Genomic DNA, 18,762 nt, shown 5'->3' on the forward strand with positions numbered 1-18,762 from the left:
TTTCTGGACCTCTGAGATCATGAGTGGGTATGGCGAACCTCACCACCACCCCAACGCCCGCCCCGACCATCACCACCGCTGACGCTGCCGCTCTGATTGGCGTGAACCTCGATCAGGTTCAGGCGCTGATCCGGCGCCGCAAGCTGCCTGCGATCAACGTCAGCAGCGGCACCCGCCCGGTCTACCGCCTGAAGCACAGCGACGTGCTGGACTTCATCGAGCGCCGCAGCACCACCATCGAGGTGGGCGATGAGTAAGCCGCTCACCCCCGAAGAGATCGCCCGGCACAAGCAGAATATGGCCGTGCTGGATAGCGTGCTGCGGCCCGGCCCTGATCTCACTCGTCCCTATGTGGAGGCCGCGCCGCAGGGCATTAGCGCTCCCACCGCGCTGGCCTACCTGGGCTGGATCGCGCCGATGGGGATCACCTTCACCGAGACGGTTGCCGAGATCGCCCATCACCTCCGCATGGCTGAGGACCGCGTGATCGCCCGGCTGTCGCAGCTGGCCCAGCGCCCGGAACTGGAGGACGTGCTGCGCCGCCCCGCTGTGACCGGCACGGCGCTGCTGATGGTGGTCTGCGGGCTCGTCCTGGGAGTGGCTGACTAGCATGACGCTGCGCCACACCACCTCGAAGCTGCACCGCATCACGGCGGCGCAGGTCGTGGGGGTGTGGCTCTCCGCTCGCTCTGCCCAGCAGCCAGCACTGCCCGACCCGACACCTGTGGAATCCACCACTTATCGGCACGGTAAATGCACGGATTCCACCAAAAAAAGTGGTGATCCTGGCCAGTGGCTGGTTTTGCTGGAGACGCAGCCTGCTCAGGTGCGGCGGATCGCTCGGGAATTCCGGGCCGCAGTGGAGGTCAGCCCGGCGCTGGCTCAGGAATGCGCGGGCCTGGATGACGTGGCCATCGTGCTTGTGCTCGCTCTCATAGCCCGCCTGCAACTCCGACCGCCCCGCTCTGCGGGTCTTGATCTTGATCCTGCCCTACTGGATGGTGACGAGCCGGACGAAGTTGCAGAGCACAGGCGCAGGTGGAGGCTGCTGCACCCCCGGACGCAGCGCTGGGGCACGGACCGCAGCATGCGGGACGGCGGGCCAGAGTGGCGGATGTGGGAGGCGGCCCAGCTGCAGGGCGAGTCCCTGTGGGCAGCCACGCTGACACCTCATCGCAACCTGAGCGGTGCGCTGCTCCACTGCACCCCCTCTCGCCGCCAGGACCTTGCCAGGAAGCTCCTCGATAGTGCCGCGCCGACCGGAATGAGGCTGTGGCGCATAGAACACGCCCCGCAGGCAGGCGTGCATTTCGAGGGTGTCGTGAGCGGCCAGGACATACCGCAGTGGCATGCTGTAGCGGACCTGATGGGCGGCACGCTGGACCTGCGCCCAATCACGGACCTCGACATGCTGCGGCGGCAGGTCCGCTACGCCACGAAAGGCGCTCGGCACCGCAAGCACGGCAAGCCAGTTCCGCTGTGGGAGCTGGAAACGCACTCGCTGCAGGAGGCGCTGGACGACATCCTGAGTGCCGTGGCGCGGCACAAAGGACTGCCGGGCCATGCTCGCCGCCCCCCACTCATGCGCTGGCACACCCCAACCCACCAGCAGCTCGATGCCCTGCGGTTGCAGAAGGCCGAGCGCGACAGGGCGGCGCTACAGCAGTTACAGGCTGCGGAGCGACGGAGCGCCCTGTGCCGCATCCAGGCACTGAAAGCGCGGAGAGCCCCACAGAGACACCAGCAGCGCAGCAGGGCAGCTGCGCCCAGACCCAGCCATCCGCAGGGCCTTCCTCGGGCTCGGAGCGCCCGCGCCGGACCGACAGAAGGGCGAGCGACCGCCGAAGCGCCCGCTCGTCTCGCCCTCCCCATCAGACTTAGTGTCCATCATACACTATATTCCGCCCGGCGCACCGCCACCCACCGATTGCCGCCCGAGAAGCCGCTGTAGGAGGTTCACTGACAGGAGTTTAGACACAGCCTCACCACCACCAACCCCACCCCCGGTCAGCCGCCCACCAGCCGCTGCCGGGCCGTGCTATCTCGCCCACCCGCACCCGCCTGCCACTCCCTCGACCTGCACAGCTTGCTGTGCCGCGCCAGCGCCAGCAATGGCGTTGTGAAGGGCGGAGCGCAGCGACCGCAGCGCACCGTGGCCGAGCACGGCAGGGCCAGCAGACCGGAGCAGGGTTGCCCCTGAGTGCGCTTATCTTTCCCCAGCTCCGCCGAAGCGGGCGAGGAGCTTACCGCTGCTGCTTGAGGGCAGCCTCCATCCGGCGCTGCCGCTCGTACCACTCGGCCACGATCTGCTCGTCACTCAGCCCGTCCAGGGCGGTGGTCACCTCACCGAGAATGTCGGCCACGGTCCGGGCTTCCTTGCGAGCGTGGGCGGCATAGCGGCGGTCGGCGTCGTCCATGACTCCACTCTACTTCTGACCTCCATCGGCAGGAGGGCCGACCACGGGCATGACCTGCGCTCCTTCTTTCGTGAGCAGGAGCGAAGCGACTGCAGTAAGGCGGAAGCCCAGAAGCCAACGCATTGCCGACAGTGGCTGAGGTCGTTAAGAGAGCCTCGCATCTCCTCCCGAACGGGAGTGCTCAGCGCAGTCTGCTTTCAGGCGCCACCATTATCGCACACGATCCCGTTTTTGAAAGAATGTTGCGCTGAGACGTGGGATGACGCCTGTACTACGCTGTTATCAGAGGGGCACACGCAGTAAAAGGAGCGCATTGATCACCGCCACGTCCTCCCATCACACCCAGGTCCTCAATCTCAAGCTCAACACCCCGGAGGGGGCGACATACGCCATCCACTACCGGTCGCCGGATGCCTGCTCTGCATCGGTAAATGGCCGCACTCTCCTGATTGGGTTTGAGGTTCTGGTCCGCCTCAACGTCCGGCATCAGGAGACCATAGAGGCATTCGCCCGGAGGAATGTCGCCAGTCCCAGCACGATCAACCTGCTGGTGGCCAGCGGGCCGATACCAGCCTACCCGCCCTCGCTGCTAGCGGATATCCCTGCTGCTCGTCGCCGTGCCCACGTTGAAGCACAGAACCGCCGCAGAGCCGCTGAACAAGAGGCGAAGGCCCGTGAGGCACTGAAGCGCATGAACGCAGCTGCCATTGCACGCCCCGATAAGCCGGACAACTTCATCGAGATGGAAGCCAAACCTATCCTCTGGCCGCCACCTCCTCAGCCGGTCCACCCGCCACGCCCGCTGACCCCCGAGGAGGCGGAGCGCCTCCGGAAGCTGCTGGCGCAACCGGAAGCACCAGAGCCGGAGCTGCCCTTCTGGCAGCGACCAGAGAACCAGTTCGCTGACTGACCGATAACCCTCACCCCTGCCCCTCTACACCCAGGCCGCCACACCAAGCGGCCTGGGCGATCCACGAGGGCGCGTTGAAGAAAGCACTGTGGGGGCCTGCAGGGCTGTGCCGAGCCCCGCATCTTGTGCCCGCTCGCTCAAGGCCAAGTGCGGAGATTTCGGTGACGAAACAGAATCAGGCTTGCTGATTCAACAAGGCGCGGTAGACCTTCAGAGGCACAGTCAGCGCTGCGACGATCCGCAAGGCGTGTTCCCAATTCATCGCCACACACAGACCAGTGGCGATCTCCAACACCAGCTCCAGCAGCCTCAAGAGGGCTTTCAGCGTGATCTTCCGGGACTTCTTGGCCGCGCCGTCCGGTACAACACTCGGTGCGCTTGCAGCGACCGGCAGCGGGGTTGCAGTATCCAGCGGCTTCAACGCAGCGGGCTTCGACACATCGGTCGCCTGAAGTGCTTTGCGGGAGGACGTGGCACGGGATTTCACTCGGTCTTGGACGCTCCTCATACATCCAGAATGGAGCAACGCCAAAAAATTTGTGGAGACGCTTTTTCCGGGGAAAGTAGAGAGTCAATCCCACTGTGCGCCACGCACGTGGCAGGCGTTTTCCGCGTGCTGGACAGCTTTTCTCCCCTTTTCCTGCCGCACCCACATTGAGATCGGGACCCTATGAGGACGTGCCGCAGTTGGTCGAGCGCCCATGCTCGGTCAACGCCCTTGGGGCGGGAGAGAATGCGTCAGCAGCGCTCTGGAAAGTACGTTGCCGCGCAGGTGGCGCTGAGACTGAGCGCCGCCGCGTACATGGCGATGTTGTTGCTCTCGTCGTCAAACTGGCGCACGTCGCTCTCGCCAGTGCTGCAGGCGTCGAGGATCAGGTTAGTCTCGGTGGCCGCCGCCAAGTGCAGGCCGGACCTAGGCACTGAAATGACGAGCCGAGCTGGGCGGTACGTGGCTCCGGCCCGCCCTAGCATGCTCAGGTTGGATGGGCAGGTCGTTGTTCCGCCCCGCCAGGGCTGCACGCGGTCATGGAGAACGCGGCGCTAACCGGGCGCTTAAGTTGCCACAGCCTTTCTGCTATTCCGCTACTAAAATTCAAACGTATACACCCCGCAATACACTGATGATGACAGAAACACCCTCCCAGAGCCACGATTTCGGATCGTGATCTTGAAGATGAGCAACTCCAGTAGTGGGATTTGAGAATGAGGCCGTGCTTTGCAAGCAGGATGTCCGGGGTTCGAATCCCCGTGTCTCCACCAGCCAGCAGAAACCCGCCCGGATAAGGCGGGTTTTTCGCGTCTGGAGATGGAAGATGGCGTCCCGTCACGGGCCATTTCCCGGTCAGGTCGCCTGACTCAACGTGCTGGAGCGCCCCGTGCACCCTTTCCCTTGCCCCGGTCCGTTCAACGCATCGCCATAAAGGCCAGGTCCAGCGAGGGCGGCGTATGCCCGAGCTGGCGGATCATCTGCACGATCTGGGCGGTGTGCCGCACCTCATGCTGCATCACGTGCCAGACCGCCTCATCCGCCGAGATGGTTTCGGGGCGGTCATCCACGGGCGTGGCCCGCCGGCCGCTCGCCACCACGTCCATCAGCGCCGGCCAGTCTGAGCGCGTCTGTGCCTCGACGGCCGTCCAGTACGCGAGCACGTCCTCAAGCGACCGGTGCTGATGGTGCCAGTAGGCGTCTGCCGATCTAGGCTCTCCCCAGAAGGCCTCCAGCGTCAGCGGCCGGCCCAGCAGCTCTGCCCGGAACCACCCGTCCTCCACCATGGCGACGTGAACGGCCAGATCTTTGATGCAGCGGGCCCCCTCGGTCTGGATCACCGCCTGCGAAAGGGTTTCGTCCGGCAGCGCGCGCAAGGTCGTCCACAACTCGCGGCGGGCCTGGGTCAGGTAGCGGTAGAAAGCTTCGGCGTCCATGTTTCTGAGCCTAAGGCTGATTTCCGTCAGGCGCTGTCGGGATTCGGGTCGGCAGTGGGTTCTGCGTCATCACGCCCGGGCCGATGGGACAGGCACTCCGCTTAGGGCACAGCTTTCGTGCCGGTCGGGCGTGGCCACTCGTTTGCACGGGTCCGCTCTGCCCCTTCCGGTCGCCGGCGGTCGGGCGTGGCCGTGGTCAGGGCCAGGCTGGACCGGGAGGCCCGTTGAAGCAGGACGCGGGAGTTTTCCAGCTGTTCCCGGGCCAGCGACAGCAGCTTCGAATCGTCCGCCAGGCTCTCCCGCACCAGGGCGATGTGCTCGGCCGTCTCGAAAAACACCTCCCTGGCCTCGCCCAGCGCCGCCTCCACCGTCGAGCGCAGGGCGCGTTCGTCGGCCAGCAGGCGCGCCGTCACTTCCCATCCTCTGTGCATGGTTCAATCTTGAACCTTCGGTGCTGCACCTGTACGGGGATTTTCTACGTTGGGCACAGAAACCAGTAGCCAGGGGCACAGAGTCCGGGTCAGCGGCACAACCGCCACCTGTTCCGGGGCGTCGGTCAGGGCCTGACGAAGGCTCCGGCCCACCCGGGCACCGCGTCCGGCTCGGCCACCTGAACCGCGTTCCGGCCCTGGCGCTTCACGGCGTACAGCGCCGCGTCGGCGCGCTGCATGGCCGAGTCGAGCGTGTCCTGCGGCTGCACCTCGGTCAGTCCCGCGCTGATGGTGTAGGCCGGCAGCGAACTCAGGCTGGCGCCCAGCAGCCGCCGCAGCCGGTCGATCACCGCCTGGGCCTGCGCGGTGGTGGCGCCGGACAGCAGCACCACGAACTCGTCGCCACCGGTCCGGCACACCACGTCACTGGGCCGTGTGGAGGCCTGCAGCAGGCCGCCCAGCTGCTGCAGACAGTGGTCGCCGGTGAGGTGGCCCAGCCGGTCGTTGAGCTGTTTGAAGTGGTCAATGTCCAGCAGCGCCAGCGCCGCCGGCCGCGCGGCGCCACCCGAACGCAGGTCGGCAAACGCCTCGGTCAGTCCCCGGCGGTTGTGCAGCTGGGTCAGCGGGTCGCGGCGGGTCAGCTCACTGAGTTCAGCGTGCAGCCGCTGCACCTCCTGGCGTCGCCGGTCGTCGTGCAGCAGCCAGAAGGCCAGCGTGCCGCCCACCGAGAACACCAGCACGCCCGCGTACATCAACAGGTTGGGCGCGCTCAGGGCGAAGGCCACGGCCAGGTCCGGCGGCCGCCGCAGCAGCACCATGCGGGGCAGGGAACCCAGCGCGCCCAGCACCAGCATGGCGAGGTTGAGCCCGTACGCGAAGCGGAGCGGCCCGCCCCGTCGCCAGTGCCGGAACAGCAGTGACAGCAACGGCCCGCTGATCAGCCCCAGGTCGGCCCACACCAGCACCATCCGCGCCGGAAGCGAAGGGAACACGCTGGTCAGCATGTACAGGGCCACGGCGATCAACGGCACCGCCATCAGCTGAACCGCCGAGGACCGCACCGGCTCCCCCGCGAACCGCTGGAAGGCATTCAGCACCAACGCGGTCCCCCCCAGCAGCAGGGTGTTGCCGAGCAGCACCGCCCACAGCTGCGCGTCCGGGGTTCGCAGGGTGCCCACCAGCATGCCCAGCGACAGCATGATCTGGCCGCCGGCCCAGCCGCGCCAGCCGGCATACGAGGGCCGCGCCAGCGCCAGCAGCAGCACCGTCAGGGTGCTGCCCAGCGAGGTCAGCCAGACCAGCCCCGCCACCGCAGTGGTCGCGCCCAGGACCGGCCAGGCTTCCGGAAGGCCGGTCACGCTGTGTTCCTGCGCCGAAGCGTGTCCATCACGCTGTATTCAAGCAAACCCGTCGTGGCATATTTCTTACGCCTGACCGCCCGTCACCCGGTCACCTGAAGGGTTCCTTAAGGCCACGCCGGGCGGCTGTCAGGAAGCTCCGCAAGAAGTGGCACACTCTGGCCCGCCCTGAGCACCGAGACTGACGCTGTGCCGCTGCCCCCCGATGCCTCCGCCCTGCACGACAGCGAACTGCTCCGCGAGCTGAGGCGGGCCTGTCAGGCCAGCCCGGCCGAGCGGGACCGGGCGCTACGGCGCTGCGTGGAGCACCTCGCGCCGCTGCTGTACGGCCTGGCCGCCCGATTCGAGCTGGAGGACGTGGAGGACAGCATTGCCGAGGTATTGAGGGACCTGTGCCGCCACTGCGAGCAGCAGCGGGTTCCGGCGATGCCGGTGCAGCTGTGGGTGCTGGGGCTGGCCCAGCGCCACTTTGCGCGCCGGGCGGAAGCGGGGCTCCGCGGCTAGCGGCCGGCCACCTGCACCCGGCGCTCCAGCTGATCGGTGAAGAGCGTCAGCACCGTGGTGAGCGCCAGATACACCGCGCCCAGCGTGATGTACACCGGCACGAACTGAAAGGTGCTGCTGGCGATGCGGCCACCCTGGTTCACCAGTTCCAGGATGCCGATCACGGAGGCCAGCGAGGAATCCTTGAGCAGCGCGATCAGGTTGTTGACCAGCGGCGGCACCACGATCCGCAGCGCCTGCGGCATCACCACGCTCAGCATCGTCTGGCTGCCGCTCAGGCCCAGCGAGCGCGCAGCCTCGGCCTGGCCGCGGGGCACCGCCTGGATGCCGGCCCGCACCACCTCGGCGTTGTACGCACCCACGTTGAGCGAAAGCGCCAGCACCGCCGACCAGAAGTCGTTGAGCTGCACCGGGAGGTGCAGCGCCTGAAAGATCAGCGGCAGCGCGTTGTAGGCAAAGAGAATCTGCAGCAGCAGCGGCGTGCCGCGGATCAGCCAGATGTAGATGCCGACCACCCAGCGCAGCGGCGCGAAGCGGCTGGTGCGCGCCAGGCCCGCCAGCGCGCCCACCACTAGGCCGATGGCCCCGGAGGCCACCGTCAGGTACAGGGTGGTGCGGGCCGCCTCCACGAACAGGTCGGCGTTGGGGCCGATCGGGTCCGGCACCCGGCGCAGCACCAGCGTGATCAGCAGGAACAGCAGGTAGAACGCCACCGCCGCACCCAGCAGCCACAGCAGCAGCGCGGCGCCGCCGATGGGGGTGCGGCGGGCAGGCTTGACGGCGGTCACAGCCGCTCCAGCAGGGCGGCGCGGCGGCGAAGTGTGAGCATGGACGCGATTATGTCATAGCCGCTCATGTGCCGGGGGCCCTGGCCGCATGCCCGGCGGCCGGGCGCTACCATGGGGCCACATGTCCGAGCCCATTACCTTTAAAGACACCATTGTGATCCGCAGCCGCCCGGATGTGCTGTTCCGGCTGGCCCTGGACCCCCGCCGCCGCGAGAAGTGGGACCCCAGCTACCAGAGCGCCCGCTTTGAGGGTGAGGACCGGCTGACCAACGGCGCCCTGGTGCGCTTCAAGCTGGCGCGGCGGCTGCTGGGCCTGAGCTTCGTGGCACGCTACGGTCAGCTGCAGGCGCCCACCCGCGGCGGCTGGGAGACGGTGCGCGGCTTCGGGCCGCTGGAAAAACTGACGCAGGGCTGGGTGTTCAAGCCGATTCCTGGCGGCACCGAGGTGACGCTCAGCACCAACGCGCGCATCCGTTACCGCTGGGTGGCCAAGCCGGTGGAGCGGGTACTGCGCCAGATGAGCGGCCAGTCGCTGCTGGAACTGCAGCGCTCGGTGGACAGCCAGGGCGCGCAGCTGCTGGAGGACACCGCCCGAGAGTTTCAGAAGAAGCAGCGCGAGGAAGCCAAGGCCGCCAAGCGCAAAAAAGCCTGAGCCGGTCACACCCAGGTGAAGCCCAGATCAGCACTCGCAGGCTGTCTGTGACGCTGGGCTTGCGCTTATGATGCAGGGCGTTTGACCGCAGCGGCGCGGGGCACGGCTTGCCCAGCGCCGCATGGCGCACTCAACCCGCTGGAGGACACATGAAAATCGGCATGATCGGACTGGGCAAGATGGGCGGCAACATGGCGGCGCGGCTGCTGCAGGGCGGTCAGGACGTGGTGGGCTTCGACCTGTTTCCGGCCAACGTCGAGCTGGTCAAGGAGCGCGGCGCCGCAGGCGCCCCGACGCTGGACGACCTGGTGGCGCAGCTGCCGGCCCCCCGCGCCGTGTGGGTGATGGTGCCGTCCGGCGCCGCCACCGAGTCCACCGTGCAGGATCTGGCCAGCCGGCTGGAGCCGGGCGACACCATCATCGACGGCGGCAACAGCAACTACAAGGACAGCCAGCGGCGCGCCCGCGAGCTGGCAGAGCGCGGCATCCACTTCGTGGACGTGGGCACGTCCGGCGGCATCTGGGGCCTGCAGGAAGGCTACGCCATGATGATCGGCGGTGACGCCGGGGCCATCGAGCGCCTGCGCCCGATCTTCGAGACGCTGGCGCCGGCCCCCGACAAGGGCTGGGGCCGCATGGGGCCCAGCGGCTCCGGCCACTACGTCAAGATGGTTCACAACGGCATCGAGTACGGCATGATGCAGGCCTACGCCGAGGGCTTCGAGCTGATGCACGCCAAGACCGACCTGCAGCTGGACATGGCCCAGATCGCCGAGCTGTGGCGGCACGGCAGCGTGGTGCGCAGCTGGCTGCTGGACCTGACCGCCGAGGCCCTGAAGGGCGACGCCGAATTCAGCGACCTCTCTGACTACGTCGCGGACTCGGGCGAGGGGCGCTGGACCGTGCTGGACACGCTGGAGGTGGGCGTGCCGGCGCCGGTCATCACGCTGGCCGTGCAGATGCGTCTGCGCAGCCAGCAGGAGGTCAGCTACGCCGGCAAGATGCTCAGCGCCATGCGGCGCGCCTTTGGCGGCCACGCGGTCAAGAAGCTGGACGCTCCGGCCCAGGAACGCACCGTGGAAGAGATCAAGCCGCACCAGGCGCCCGAGGCGGCCCTCGACCCGAACGCCAGCGGCGCCGCCCCGGTGAGTGTGGGCGAGGAAGCCCGCCAGCTGGGCGAGACCGGCAAGACCCGCAAGCCGGAATGACCGGCTGCCCGCCCTGCAGTGATCAGGAGATGCGCCCGTGACCAAAACCAGCAAACGTCCCGCCCAGGCCAGCAAGACCGCTGGTCCCAAAACCCCGGCCAAGACGAAGACGGCGAAGGCCGCCCCCGCTGACGAGGCCAAGCCGCGCGCCACCCGGCCCCGCGGCGCGCGGCAGGCCGCCGAAGGCCAGAGCGCCGTGCAGCCGATCAGCGCGTTGCCCATCGAATCGCCTCCGAAAAGCAAGAACCGCAGCGACGCGCCGCAGCCGAACCCCTTCCGCGCGGGCCTGCGCCGCAGCCGTGCACCGGAGCCGGCCACCCTGGTGATCTTCGGCGTGACCGGCGACCTGTCGCGCCGCAAACTGCTGCCGGCCGTGTTCGGCCTGTGGCAGGACGGGCTGCTGGGCAGTGCCTTCAACATCGTGGGGGTGGGCCGTCAGCCGATGACCGACCAGGAGTTCCGCGACTACGCCCTGGAAGCGCTCAAGACCAGCAAGGAAACCGACGCCATTCAGGAAGGCTCGCTGGAGAAGTTCCGCGACCTGCTGTACTACGAGTACGGTGACTTCGACACCGACGAGGTGTATGACCGGGTGGGCACCCGGCTGGATGAGGCCGAGGAGGCGCACGGCGGCCGCAAGAACGCGGTGTTCTACCTGTCCACGCCGCCCAGCCTGTTTCAGCCGATCAGCGCCGGCCTGGGCCGTCTGGGGTTGCAGAACGAAACCGAGGGCTGGCGCCGCCTGATCATCGAGAAACCGTTCGGCCGCGACCTGGAGAGCGCCAGGGCCCTGAACGACGCGATCCACAGCGACTGGGACGAGGAACAGATCTACCGCATCGACCACTACCTGGGCAAGGAGACAGTGCAGAACCTGATGGCGATCCGCTTCGGCAACGCCATCTTCGAGCCGCTCTGGAACCGCAGCTACGTGGACCACGTGCAGATCACGGCCGCCGAGGACCTGGGGCTGGAGGGCCGCGCCGGGTACTACGAGGAGGCCGGCATCATCCGCGACATGCTGCAGAACCACCTGATGCAGCTGTTCACCCTGGTGGCGATGGAACCGCCGGTCGCCTCCGACGCCAACGCCATCCGCGACGAGAAGGTCAAGGTGCTGCGGGCCGTGAAGCCGATTCCGGCGGAGCACGTCAGCGAGTCGGCGGTGCGCGGCCAGTACGGCGCCGGCACGCTCTACGGCGAGCGGGTACCCGGCTACCGCGAGGAACCGAACGTCAAGGCCGAGAGCAGCACGCCCACCTACGTGGCCGTGAAGCTGGAGGTGGACAACTGGCGCTGGCAGGGCGTGCCGTTCTTCATCCGCACCGGCAAGCGGCTGCCCAAGAAGGTCACGGAGATCGCTGTGGTGTTCAAGCGGCCGCCGCTGGGCCTGTTTCCCGGCGGGCTGGAGCGCAACGTGCTGGCCTTCCGCATCCAGCCGGACGAGGGCGTGAGCCTGAAGTTCTCCAGCAAGACGCCCGGCCAGGAGAACGCGCTGCGCGAGGTGACCATGGACTTCCGCTACGACGCGTTCGGGGCGGGACTGGAGAGCCCCTACTCGCGGCTGGTGCTGGACGCCATGCTGGGCGACGCGACCCTGTTCCCGCGCGAGGACGAGGTGGATCACGCCTGGCAGATCGTGAGCGGCCTGCTGGAAGCCTGGGACGGCAAGCCCGCCCCGGAGTTCCCCAACTACAACTCCGGCACCTGGGGGCCGGAGGCCGCCGATCAGCTGATGGGGCCGGACCGCCGCTGGCGACGGCTGTAAGCGGCATGCGCCCTGAGGAGGCAGTATGGCAGACGCGGTAAAACTCAAACTGCTCGGCCCGGTCCACACCGACGTGCGCCACGTGCAGACCAGCCTGGACACGTTGTGGGACGAGACCGAGATCGAAACCCGGGCCTACACCGGCAACATCATCGCCCTGACCACCAGCCGGCACCTCTACCGGGTGCAGCAGGCGCTGACCGGTCTGGAGGGACGCTACGCGGGCCGCCAGATCATCGGGCTGATGGACGGCAACGAGCTGATCGGGGTGCAGGTCAGCCTGGTGCCGCAGAAGGGGCTGTACGTGGAGCGGGTCATTCTGAACGCCAACCCGGAGCAGCTGCAGGGCGCGATTCTGCCGCTGCTGCGCCCGGCCACCGTGAACCACGTGTGGTGGGCCGCCGACGATCCGCCGGGTGGCGCGCTGCTGAGCGAACTCACCGAGGTGGCCGATCAGGTGATCGTGGACAGCCTGACGCTGGACGTGCCGCCCTCGGCGCACTTCTCGCTGGCCGACCTGGGCTGGAGCCGCTCGGCCGGCTGGCGGGAAGCGCTGGCCCAGGTGTTCGACAGCCAGGACGCGGTGGCCCAGCTGGGCCGGGTGCAGCGGGTGCGCCTCAGCTACGCCGGCGACAAGGACCTGCCGGCCCGGCTGTTTGCCGGCTGGATCGCCAGCACGCTCGGCTGGAACTCGCTGGAGCAGGTCACCTTCGAGAAGGGCTTCTGCATGCGGGAGAACGGCGACCTGTGCAGCATCGAGCTGAGCGGCGACGGAGTCCGCTTCGCGCTGGCCGCGGACGGGGACGATCTGGTGCGCACCGAGGTGAAGTTCGACGGGGCCGACCGCGTGACCGAGGTGGTGCTGCCGCACATGAGCCTCTCGGAGGGGCTGGCCCGCGTGATGTCGCGCCCGGAGCGTGGCCCGGTGTTCGAGCGCAGCTGGCAGCTGGCCCGCGCCAGCCTGGGCAGCGGCGCGTGAGGCGGCGCGTCTCCCCCACTCCGCAGGCCGTGGCCGAGGACGCCGCCCATCAGCTGGCGCAGCTGGCCCGTGAGGCCGTCACGGCGCGCGGGGCCTTCCATGTGGCGCTGTCGGGCGGCAGCACCCCGAAGCTGATGTACGCCGCGCTGAGGCCTCTGACGGTGCCGTGGCACGCGGTCCACGTGTACTTCAGCGACGAGCGCACGGTGGGCCCGGACGACGAGCAGAGCAACTACCACACCGCCCGGGTGGGTCTGCTGGACCACGTGGACGTGCCGCCTGAACAGGTGCACCGCATGGAGGGCGAGCGCAACCCACAGCAGGCGGCCGCCGACTACGCCCGGCTGCTGCCGCGGCAGCTGGACCTGGTGCTGCTGGGCATGGGCGACGACGGCCACACCGCCAGCCTGTTTCCCGGCACCGACGGCCTGCGCGCCACCGGCCGGGTGGTGGCCAACGAGGTGCCGCAGCTGGACACCTGGCGGCTGAGCTTCAGCTATCCGGAGATCAATGCGGCCCGCGAGCGCTGGCTGCTGGTGACCGGCGCGGGCAAGGCGGGGGTGCTGGCCGAGGTGCAGGCCGGGCAGGACCGCTATCCGGTGGCGGGGGTCCATGACCCGCTGTGGTTCCTGGATGAGGCGGCGGCCGCCCAACTGACGCCGGACGCCGGCTGACCTGCCGGTCCAGAAAGTGAGCCCCGGTCCATCCGGGGCTCGCCTTTTGTCTATGCTGCCCCGGTGACTTCGCCCCATGAGCAGCTGCGCGCCCTGGCCCACGACCTGGGGTTTGAGGTGACCGGCTGGGCGAGTGCCGCGCCGATGCCTGAGGTGGTGGCCGAGTATCAGGGCTGGCTGGACAGCGGACGGCAAGGGGGCATGAGCTACCTGGAGCGGCAGCTGCCGCGCCGCGCCGACCTCTCCAGCTCGCTGCCCGGGGCCGGGAGCGTGCTGGTGCTGGGGCTGTCGCACAGCTTCGGACCGCTCCCGGTGCCGGCCGGCGGGGTGCGGCTGGGGCGGGTGGCCCGCTACGCCTGGACCCCCGACTACCACGACCAGATTGAGCCGCTGCTGGCCCGGCTCCGGGCCGAGGCCGAGCGGCTGGGCGTGCGGGCGCGCGGCTACGTGGATCACGGCCCGGTGCTGGAACGGGCGCTGGCGGGCCGGGCTTTTCCCGGCTGGCGTGGAAAGTCCGGCATGCTGCTCAGCACCGAGCTGGGCGCCTTTGTGACGCTGGCGGTGCTGCTCACCGACCTGCCCGCCCCAGGCGAACCGGCGCCGCATCCGGACCGCTGTGGCCGCTGTACCCGCTGTGTCACGGCCTGCCCCACCGGAGCCATTGGGCCGGACCGCCTGATCGACGCGCGGGTGTGCATCTCGGCGCTGACCATCGAGCACCGGGGACCGCTGCCCTGGGCGCTGCGCCCGGCGGTGGGCGGGTGGCTGTTCGGCTGCGACGTGTGCAGCGAGGTGTGTCCCTGGACCGTGCGGGCGGGTCCGCTGGCCCGCACGTTGCGGCCGGACCCGGACCTGGCCCACCCGGACCTGCTGGGCTTTTTCGGCGTGTCGGAGCGGGCCTTCGAGCGCCGCTACGCCGGCACCGCGTTCCTGCGACCGCGCCGCAAGGGCATGGCCCGCAATGCGGTCACGGTGGTGGGCAACCTCCAGGGGGTGGACGGCCGTGCGGTGCTGGAGGCCGCCAGCGTGGACCCCGCCTGGGAGGTGCGCGAGGCTGCGGCCTGGGCCTGGGGCGTATGGGAAGAACCGGCACAGGCCGAGCGGCTGCGCCAGGACCCGCACCCCCAGGTGGCCGCCGCCGCCGAACGGATACTGGCCGGCGGCTAGGCTTCTTCAGCCTCTGTTCACAAGTACGCCCGGGTTACGCTCTGTGTGGCCCTCACCTGCTGAACTGCTGCCATGAGCCGAGACCTGACCAAGCCGTTCATGGAAGCCCTCAACCACGCCGAGGAGACGGGCGACGTGGAGGCCCTGGTGGCGCTGTACGCCGATAACAGCACGTCCCGCAACCTCACCGACGAGACCTGGAGCGGGCCGGACGGCGCGCGCGAGTTCTGGCGGACCTACCTGAACAACTTCCAGCAGATCCACTCGGAGTTTCATGCGGTGTCGGGCGACGACCGCACCGGCAACATGGAGTGGATCTCGCGCGGGCAGCTGAAGGGGGGCCGCGACATCGAGTACCGCGGCATCAGCGTCATCGAGTCGGAGGGCGGCAAGGTGCAGGCCTTCCGCACCTACTACGACTCGGCCGCCTTCGTGGCCCCCGCCAGCTGAACGGCCGACCAAGGCCCAGGCTGAACAGCGTATTCCGGCGCTGACACTGCCCCGCTACTATGGGGACGTGACTTCCCGCCTGCTGTTCGCCCTGACCCTGACGCTCGTGGGGCTGACCCAGGCCAGTTCCAGCCGGACCGGCCCACTGCAGGCGCGCGCCACCCCGTCCGCCCCGGCGGCCAGGCAGGCCACCCCGGTGTTCCGGCCCACCGTGATCGCCCGCACGCCCCACGACCCGGCCGCCTTCACCGAGGGCTTCGAGCTGTCGGGCGACGTGCTGTACGAGAGCACCGGCCTGGAGCAGCAGAGCGAGGTCCGCCGGACCAGCCTCAGCACCGGCCGGGTGCTGCAGCGCCGCTCGCCGCCGGTCAGCAGCGTCTTCGGGGAGGGGCTGACGGTGCTGGGGGGGCAGCTGTACCAGCTGACCTGGAAGGATGGACTGGCCTTCGTGTACGACGCGGCCAGCCTGCGCGAGACCGGCCGCTTCAAGTACGACGGAGAAGGCTGGGGCCTGACCAATGACGGCCAGACCCTGATCATGAGCAATGGCAGCAGCGCCCTGACGTTCCGGGACCCGCGCACCTTCGAGGTGCGCCGCAGCCTGAACGTCACCGACAACGGGATGCCGGTCACCCGGCTCAACGAACTGGAGTACGCGGGTGGCAGCATCTGGGCCAACGTGTGGCTCACCAACCGCATCGCCCGCATTGACCCGAAGAGCGGGCGCGTCACCGCCTGGCTGGACGTGTCGGAGCTGAGCCGCGAGGCGGTCAGCGTGAGCGCGAAAGCGGGCCGCACCCTCAGCTTTGACGACGTGCCGAACGGCATCGCCTACAACCGCGCGGCCGGCACGCTGCTGCTGACCGGCAAGCGCTGGCCGACCGTGTTTGAGGTGCGGGTGCCGGACCTCGGCCCCGCCACGCCCTGAGCCTCAGCGCGGCGACAGCACCCGCAGCAGCCCGCCCACCACCGACCAGATCTCGTCGGCCAGCTCGGTTTCCGGGCGGGTGGCGTCCAGCAGCAGCACCCGCTCGGGCGCCTGGGCCGCGAGCGCCAGAAAGCCCTGCCGCACCCGCTGGTGAAAACTCAGGTCGGCGCGCTCCAGCCGGTCCGGCTGGCCGGTCTGGGCGGCCCGCTGCAGGCCCAGGGCCGGGTCCAGGTCCAAAAGCAGCGTCAGGTGCGGCTGCAGCCCGCCGGTGGCCTCCCAGGTCACGTCGCGCAGCAGTTCCGGGTTCAGGCCACGCCCGGCCCCCTGGTACGCCAGCGAGCTGTCGGCGTAGCGGTCACACACCACGACCTCACCGCGCCCCAGGGCCGGACGGATCACGTCCTGCACCAGCTGGGCGCGGCTGGCGCTGTACAGCAGGAATTCGCTCAGCGCCCCGATCTCCAGCTCTGGGTCCAGCAGCACTTCGCGCACGCGGGTGCCCAGCGGCGTGCCGCCCGGTTCGCGGGTCATCAGGAACGGGTAGCCGGCCTGCTCCAGCCGCGCCGCCAGGTGCCGCTGCTGGGTGCTCTTGCCGGCCCCCTCCGGCCCCTCGAAGCTGATAAACAGGCCGGTCACAGGCCGGTGGGCAGGTGCAGGAACTGCCAGGGCAGGCCGAACTGCTCCTCCAGCCGGGCCGCCAGCGCCCGCACCCCGAACACCTCGGTCTCGTAGTGACCGGCGTACACGGCATTGACGCCGTACTCGAAGGCGTCGTGAAAGTGCTTGTGCTCCGGCTCGCCGGTCAGCAGGGTGTCCAGGCCCAGCCGCGCCGCCTCCGCGATGAACTCGGCCCCGCCGCCGCTCACGATGCCCAGCCGGTGCACGCCGCTGCCGCCGCCCCCACCGTGCACCAGACAGATCTCGCCGGTCAGCTTCTGCACCCGCTCGGCAAATTCCTGCAGCGTCTGCGAAAACGGCAGCTCGCCCTGCACCCCGATGCCGGCGAACGGCTGCACGTCCTGCAGGCTCAGCGCGTTGGCGATCATGGCGTTGTTGCCCACCTCCGGGTGCGCGTCCAGCGGCAGGTGCGAGGCGTAGATGCTCAGGCCGCCGTCCAGGGCCGCCTGCACCCGGCGACGGTGCGGCCCGGTGATCATCTGCGGCTTGTTCCAGTACAGCCCGTGGTGCGCGATCAGCAGCTGGGCCCCGCCCTCGATGGCCTGCTCGATGCTCTGCAGCGACACGTCCACGCTGGCGGCCACCCGGGTCACCACCGTGTTGCCTTCCAGCTGCAGGCCGTTGTTGCTCCAGTCCTTGTAGGCGTCGGTGTTCAGAAAACGGTCCAGCCACGCCACCAGCTCGGTGAGCGGCACACCGCGCGGCACGGCGGAGGAAGCTGCGTCAGTCATGCGGCTGATTGTAGTGCGGCCGGTTCACCCGGACAGTGGGACCGCCGGGTGCGCGCCCTCCACCACCTCCAGCCGGTTGCCGAAGGGGTCTTGGAAGTACACCCGCCGCAGCGGGGCCAGCCGCGTGTCCGGCTCGAAGGCAATCTGGAGCCGGGTCGCCCGCTCCAGCAGGGCGTCCAGCTGATCGGAGCGCAGGCAGGGGTGGCCCTTGTCGCGCGGCACGAACGCGGCCACGGTGCCGGTGTGCAGCTGCCGTCCGTCCGGCAGGGCGAACCAGACGCCGCCGTTCGGCCGCAGCACCTCCGGCTTGTCCAGTTCCGGCAGGCCCAGGAAGTCGCCGTAGAACTGCCGGGCCTGCGGCTCATGGCCCGCCGGCGCCTCGATCTGCACGTGGTCCAGGCCGCTGATCAGCTGTGAAGGCATGCGCCCAGTGTAGGAAGGCCGGACCGGACCACCCGGTTACGGCTCCGGGGACACCGGCACGGCCGCGCCGGGATGACGGGCGGCCAGTGCCACGTACCCCTCGATCAGATGCACGATCACCGGGTTGTGGGTGTGCACGCCGTGCGCCTCCCGGCTGCTGCCGTCGTCCACAAAATGCGCGATCACCGCCGCCTCGCCGTCGCGGGCCAGCAGGAAGGCCCGCTGCCCGTTGACGGCCAGCGGCGGCAGGCCCGCCAGCTCGGCAGTCTGCACCTGCACGCCCCTGGGCGTCTGGCGTTCCAGCTCCCCGGCCAGCTGCGGCTCGCCCGCCATCCACAGCCGCTGCCGGGCGTTGAGCGTCAGGTCCTCGCACATGCTGCGAATGGCCGGCTCGCCGTACAGGTGATAGACCGCCTCCGGGGCCGGGTCCGGGGCCAGCCGCGACAGGTCGCGGTCCAGCGCGCCCAGCCGGTCGTCGAAGGCGCGCCGGGAGCGGGCCAAGTACTCGCGGGCCGACAGCGGGGCATATTCCAGCGGACTCTGGCCCACCCGGGCGGCCAACCCGCGCCCCTCCAGCCGCTCCAGCGTCTCGTAGATCTTGGGCCGGGGGATGCCGGCCTGCCGGGCCACGCGGGCCGGCACCGCCCGGCCCAGCGCCAGCAGCGCGGTATACGCCCGCGCCTCATACTCGGTGAGGCCCAGCGCCTGCAGATGGATCACAGCACTCATTCCGCTACAGAGTATGCGATTGGGGGAGCGGGCACGGCGGATGA

24 protein-coding genes are annotated in these 18,762 nt (G+C 69.1%); 13 read left to right on the forward strand and 11 right to left on the reverse strand.

What is annotated here, in order from left to right; translation table 11 throughout:
* Window positions 1-29 precede the first annotated feature (29 nt).
* Genes ABOD76_RS05410 through ABOD76_RS05420 form a run of 3 tightly spaced genes read left to right on the forward strand, consistent with a single transcriptional unit; the run spans window position 30 to window position 1,951 of the window.
* On the forward strand, window positions 30-257 hold the full coding sequence (locus ABOD76_RS05410) for a helix-turn-helix domain-containing protein (protein ID WP_350243779.1): 228 nt from the start codon (window positions 30-32) through the stop codon (window positions 255-257).
* Window positions 250-609, forward strand: a complete 360-nt coding sequence (locus ABOD76_RS05415; RefSeq protein WP_350243780.1) for a hypothetical protein — start codon at window positions 250-252, stop codon at window positions 607-609. The genes ABOD76_RS05410 and ABOD76_RS05415 overlap by 8 nt, the downstream gene beginning before the upstream one ends.
* Window position 610: 1 nt before the next feature.
* Window positions 611-1,951, forward strand: coding sequence for a hypothetical protein (locus tag ABOD76_RS05420; protein ID WP_350243781.1), 1,341 nt, complete (start codon window positions 611-613; stop codon window positions 1,949-1,951).
* 292 nt (window positions 1,952-2,243) lie between these two features.
* Here the strand turns inward: ABOD76_RS05420 and ABOD76_RS05425 are convergent, their stop codons facing one another.
* On the reverse strand, window positions 2,244-2,417 hold the full coding sequence (locus ABOD76_RS05425; protein WP_350243782.1) for a hypothetical protein: 174 nt from the start codon (window positions 2,415-2,417) through the stop codon (window positions 2,244-2,246).
* A 313-nt stretch (window positions 2,418-2,730) separates the two neighbouring features.
* On the opposite strand from ABOD76_RS05425, the gene ABOD76_RS05430 reads away from it, so the two are divergent.
* Entirely contained in the window at window positions 2,731-3,327 is a 597-nt protein-coding gene (locus ABOD76_RS05430; protein WP_350243783.1) for a hypothetical protein, read from the forward strand.
* Window positions 3,328-3,502: 175 nt separating this feature from the next.
* Here ABOD76_RS05430 and ABOD76_RS05435 read toward each other — a convergent pair whose 3' ends face one another.
* The 5 genes from ABOD76_RS05435 to ABOD76_RS05455 form a co-directional block, all read right to left on the reverse strand.
* Window positions 3,503-3,814, reverse strand: a complete 312-nt coding sequence (locus ABOD76_RS05435; protein ID WP_350243784.1) for a hypothetical protein — start codon at window positions 3,812-3,814, stop codon at window positions 3,503-3,505.
* Window positions 3,815-4,065: 251 nt separating this feature from the next.
* The gene (locus ABOD76_RS05440) at window positions 4,066-4,248 is read right to left on the reverse strand and encodes a hypothetical protein (RefSeq protein ID WP_350243785.1); all 183 of its coding nucleotides are present in this window, start codon (window positions 4,246-4,248) and stop codon (window positions 4,066-4,068) included.
* A 483-nt stretch (window positions 4,249-4,731) separates the two neighbouring features.
* Window positions 4,732-5,250: a DinB family protein gene (locus ABOD76_RS05445; RefSeq protein ID WP_350243786.1), complete on the reverse strand. Its 519-nt coding sequence runs from the start codon at window positions 5,248-5,250 to the stop codon at window positions 4,732-4,734.
* A gap of 101 nt (window positions 5,251-5,351) precedes the next feature.
* Window positions 5,352-5,681, reverse strand: coding sequence for a hypothetical protein (locus ABOD76_RS05450; RefSeq protein WP_350243787.1), 330 nt, complete (start codon window positions 5,679-5,681; stop codon window positions 5,352-5,354).
* A gap of 125 nt (window positions 5,682-5,806) precedes the next feature.
* Window positions 5,807-7,039 (reverse strand): GGDEF domain-containing protein, encoded by a 1,233-nt coding sequence (locus ABOD76_RS05455; protein ID WP_350243788.1) that lies wholly within the window; start codon window positions 7,037-7,039, stop codon window positions 5,807-5,809.
* 189 nt (window positions 7,040-7,228) lie between these two features.
* On the opposite strand from ABOD76_RS05455, the gene ABOD76_RS05460 reads away from it, so the two are divergent.
* Window positions 7,229-7,543 carry a hypothetical protein gene (locus ABOD76_RS05460; protein WP_350243789.1) on the forward strand — a complete coding sequence of 105 codons (315 nt, stop codon included), beginning with the start codon at window positions 7,229-7,231 and terminating at the stop codon, window positions 7,541-7,543.
* On the opposite strand, the gene ABOD76_RS05465 is transcribed toward ABOD76_RS05460, so the two are convergent.
* Window positions 7,540-8,331, reverse strand: coding sequence for an amino acid ABC transporter permease (locus tag ABOD76_RS05465; protein ID WP_350243790.1), 792 nt, complete (start codon window positions 8,329-8,331; stop codon window positions 7,540-7,542). The two genes, ABOD76_RS05460 and ABOD76_RS05465, sit on opposite strands and share 4 nt — an antisense overlap.
* A 121-nt stretch (window positions 8,332-8,452) precedes the next feature.
* On the opposite strand from ABOD76_RS05465, the gene ABOD76_RS05470 reads away from it, so the two are divergent.
* The 8 genes from ABOD76_RS05470 to ABOD76_RS05505 all read left to right on the forward strand — a co-directional run bounded on the left by ABOD76_RS05470 (window position 8,453) and on the right by ABOD76_RS05505 (window position 16,157).
* Window positions 8,453-8,983 (forward strand): SRPBCC family protein, encoded by a 531-nt coding sequence (locus ABOD76_RS05470; protein WP_350243791.1) that lies wholly within the window; start codon window positions 8,453-8,455, stop codon window positions 8,981-8,983.
* Between the two features lie 149 nt (window positions 8,984-9,132).
* The gene (gene gnd / locus ABOD76_RS05475) at window positions 9,133-10,191 is read left to right on the forward strand and encodes a phosphogluconate dehydrogenase (NAD(+)-dependent, decarboxylating) (RefSeq protein WP_350243792.1); all 1,059 of its coding nucleotides are present in this window, start codon (window positions 9,133-9,135) and stop codon (window positions 10,189-10,191) included.
* A 214-nt stretch (window positions 10,192-10,405) separates the two neighbouring features.
* Window positions 10,406-11,959 carry a glucose-6-phosphate dehydrogenase gene (gene zwf / locus ABOD76_RS05480; RefSeq protein WP_350245322.1) on the forward strand — a complete coding sequence of 518 codons (1,554 nt, stop codon included), beginning with the start codon at window positions 10,406-10,408 and terminating at the stop codon, window positions 11,957-11,959.
* A gap of 25 nt (window positions 11,960-11,984) precedes the next feature.
* On the forward strand, window positions 11,985-12,938 hold the full coding sequence (locus ABOD76_RS05485; RefSeq protein ID WP_350243793.1) for a glucose-6-phosphate dehydrogenase assembly protein OpcA: 954 nt from the start codon (window positions 11,985-11,987) through the stop codon (window positions 12,936-12,938).
* The gene (gene pgl / locus ABOD76_RS05490; protein WP_350243794.1) at window positions 12,935-13,612 is read left to right on the forward strand and encodes a 6-phosphogluconolactonase; all 678 of its coding nucleotides are present in this window, start codon (window positions 12,935-12,937) and stop codon (window positions 13,610-13,612) included. Before ABOD76_RS05485 ends, pgl begins: the two co-directional genes overlap by 4 nt.
* Window positions 13,613-13,675: 63 nt before the next feature.
* Window positions 13,676-14,779, forward strand: coding sequence for a tRNA epoxyqueuosine(34) reductase QueG (queG, locus tag ABOD76_RS05495; protein ID WP_350243795.1), 1,104 nt, complete (start codon window positions 13,676-13,678; stop codon window positions 14,777-14,779).
* A 72-nt stretch (window positions 14,780-14,851) separates the two neighbouring features.
* On the forward strand, window positions 14,852-15,229 hold the full coding sequence (locus ABOD76_RS05500) for a nuclear transport factor 2 family protein (protein WP_350243796.1): 378 nt from the start codon (window positions 14,852-14,854) through the stop codon (window positions 15,227-15,229).
* 67 nt (window positions 15,230-15,296) lie between these two features.
* Window positions 15,297-16,157 (forward strand): glutaminyl-peptide cyclotransferase, encoded by an 861-nt coding sequence (locus ABOD76_RS05505; RefSeq protein ID WP_350243797.1) that lies wholly within the window; start codon window positions 15,297-15,299, stop codon window positions 16,155-16,157.
* 3 nt (window positions 16,158-16,160) lie between these two features.
* Here ABOD76_RS05505 and tmk read toward each other — a convergent pair whose 3' ends face one another.
* Genes tmk through ABOD76_RS05525 form a run of 4 tightly spaced genes read right to left on the reverse strand, consistent with a single transcriptional unit; the run spans window position 16,161 to window position 18,718 of the window.
* On the reverse strand, window positions 16,161-16,793 hold the full coding sequence (tmk, locus tag ABOD76_RS05510; protein ID WP_350243798.1) for a dTMP kinase: 633 nt from the start codon (window positions 16,791-16,793) through the stop codon (window positions 16,161-16,163).
* Complete coding sequence (locus ABOD76_RS05515) at window positions 16,790-17,566, reverse strand: Nif3-like dinuclear metal center hexameric protein (protein ID WP_350243799.1); 777 nt, start codon at window positions 17,564-17,566, stop codon at window positions 16,790-16,792. Before ABOD76_RS05515 ends, tmk begins: the two co-directional genes overlap by 4 nt.
* A 24-nt stretch (window positions 17,567-17,590) precedes the next feature.
* The gene (locus tag ABOD76_RS05520; protein ID WP_350243800.1) at window positions 17,591-17,989 is read right to left on the reverse strand and encodes a VOC family protein; all 399 of its coding nucleotides are present in this window, start codon (window positions 17,987-17,989) and stop codon (window positions 17,591-17,593) included.
* A 36-nt stretch (window positions 17,990-18,025) separates the two neighbouring features.
* The gene (locus ABOD76_RS05525) at window positions 18,026-18,718 is read right to left on the reverse strand and encodes a TrmB family transcriptional regulator (protein WP_350243801.1); all 693 of its coding nucleotides are present in this window, start codon (window positions 18,716-18,718) and stop codon (window positions 18,026-18,028) included.
* Window positions 18,719-18,762 lie beyond the last annotated feature (44 nt).

Source organism: Deinococcus sonorensis KR-87 (assembly GCF_040256395.1).
GTDB lineage: Bacteria > Deinococcota > Deinococci > Deinococcales > Deinococcaceae > Deinococcus > Deinococcus sonorensis.

Bases quoted from the DNA above. Each gene is read 5' to 3' on its own strand.
- ABOD76_RS05410 (WP_350243779.1), top strand. From the start codon at position 30: ATGGCGAACCTCACCACCACCCCAACGCCCGCCCCGACCATCACCACC.
- ABOD76_RS05415 (WP_350243780.1), top strand. From the start codon at position 250: ATGAGTAAGCCGCTCACCCCCGAAGAGATCGCCCGGCACAAGCAGAAT.
- ABOD76_RS05420 (WP_350243781.1), top strand. From the start codon at position 611: ATGACGCTGCGCCACACCACCTCGAAGCTGCACCGCATCACGGCGGCG.
- ABOD76_RS05425 (WP_350243782.1), bottom strand. From the start codon at position 2,417: ATGGACGACGCCGACCGCCGCTATGCCGCCCACGCTCGCAAGGAAGCC.
- ABOD76_RS05445 (WP_350243786.1), bottom strand. From the start codon at position 5,250: ATGGACGCCGAAGCTTTCTACCGCTACCTGACCCAGGCCCGCCGCGAG.
- ABOD76_RS05450 (WP_350243787.1), bottom strand. From the start codon at position 5,681: ATGCACAGAGGATGGGAAGTGACGGCGCGCCTGCTGGCCGACGAACGC.
- ABOD76_RS05470 (WP_350243791.1), top strand. From the start codon at position 8,453: ATGTCCGAGCCCATTACCTTTAAAGACACCATTGTGATCCGCAGCCGC.
- gnd (WP_350243792.1), top strand. From the start codon at position 9,133: ATGAAAATCGGCATGATCGGACTGGGCAAGATGGGCGGCAACATGGCG.
- ABOD76_RS05485 (WP_350243793.1), top strand. From the start codon at position 11,985: ATGGCAGACGCGGTAAAACTCAAACTGCTCGGCCCGGTCCACACCGAC.
- ABOD76_RS05500 (WP_350243796.1), top strand. From the start codon at position 14,852: ATGAGCCGAGACCTGACCAAGCCGTTCATGGAAGCCCTCAACCACGCC.
- ABOD76_RS05515 (WP_350243799.1), bottom strand. From the start codon at position 17,566: ATGACTGACGCAGCTTCCTCCGCCGTGCCGCGCGGTGTGCCGCTCACC.
- ABOD76_RS05520 (WP_350243800.1), bottom strand. From the start codon at position 17,989: ATGCCTTCACAGCTGATCAGCGGCCTGGACCACGTGCAGATCGAGGCG.
- ABOD76_RS05525 (WP_350243801.1), bottom strand. From the start codon at position 18,718: ATGAGTGCTGTGATCCATCTGCAGGCGCTGGGCCTCACCGAGTATGAG.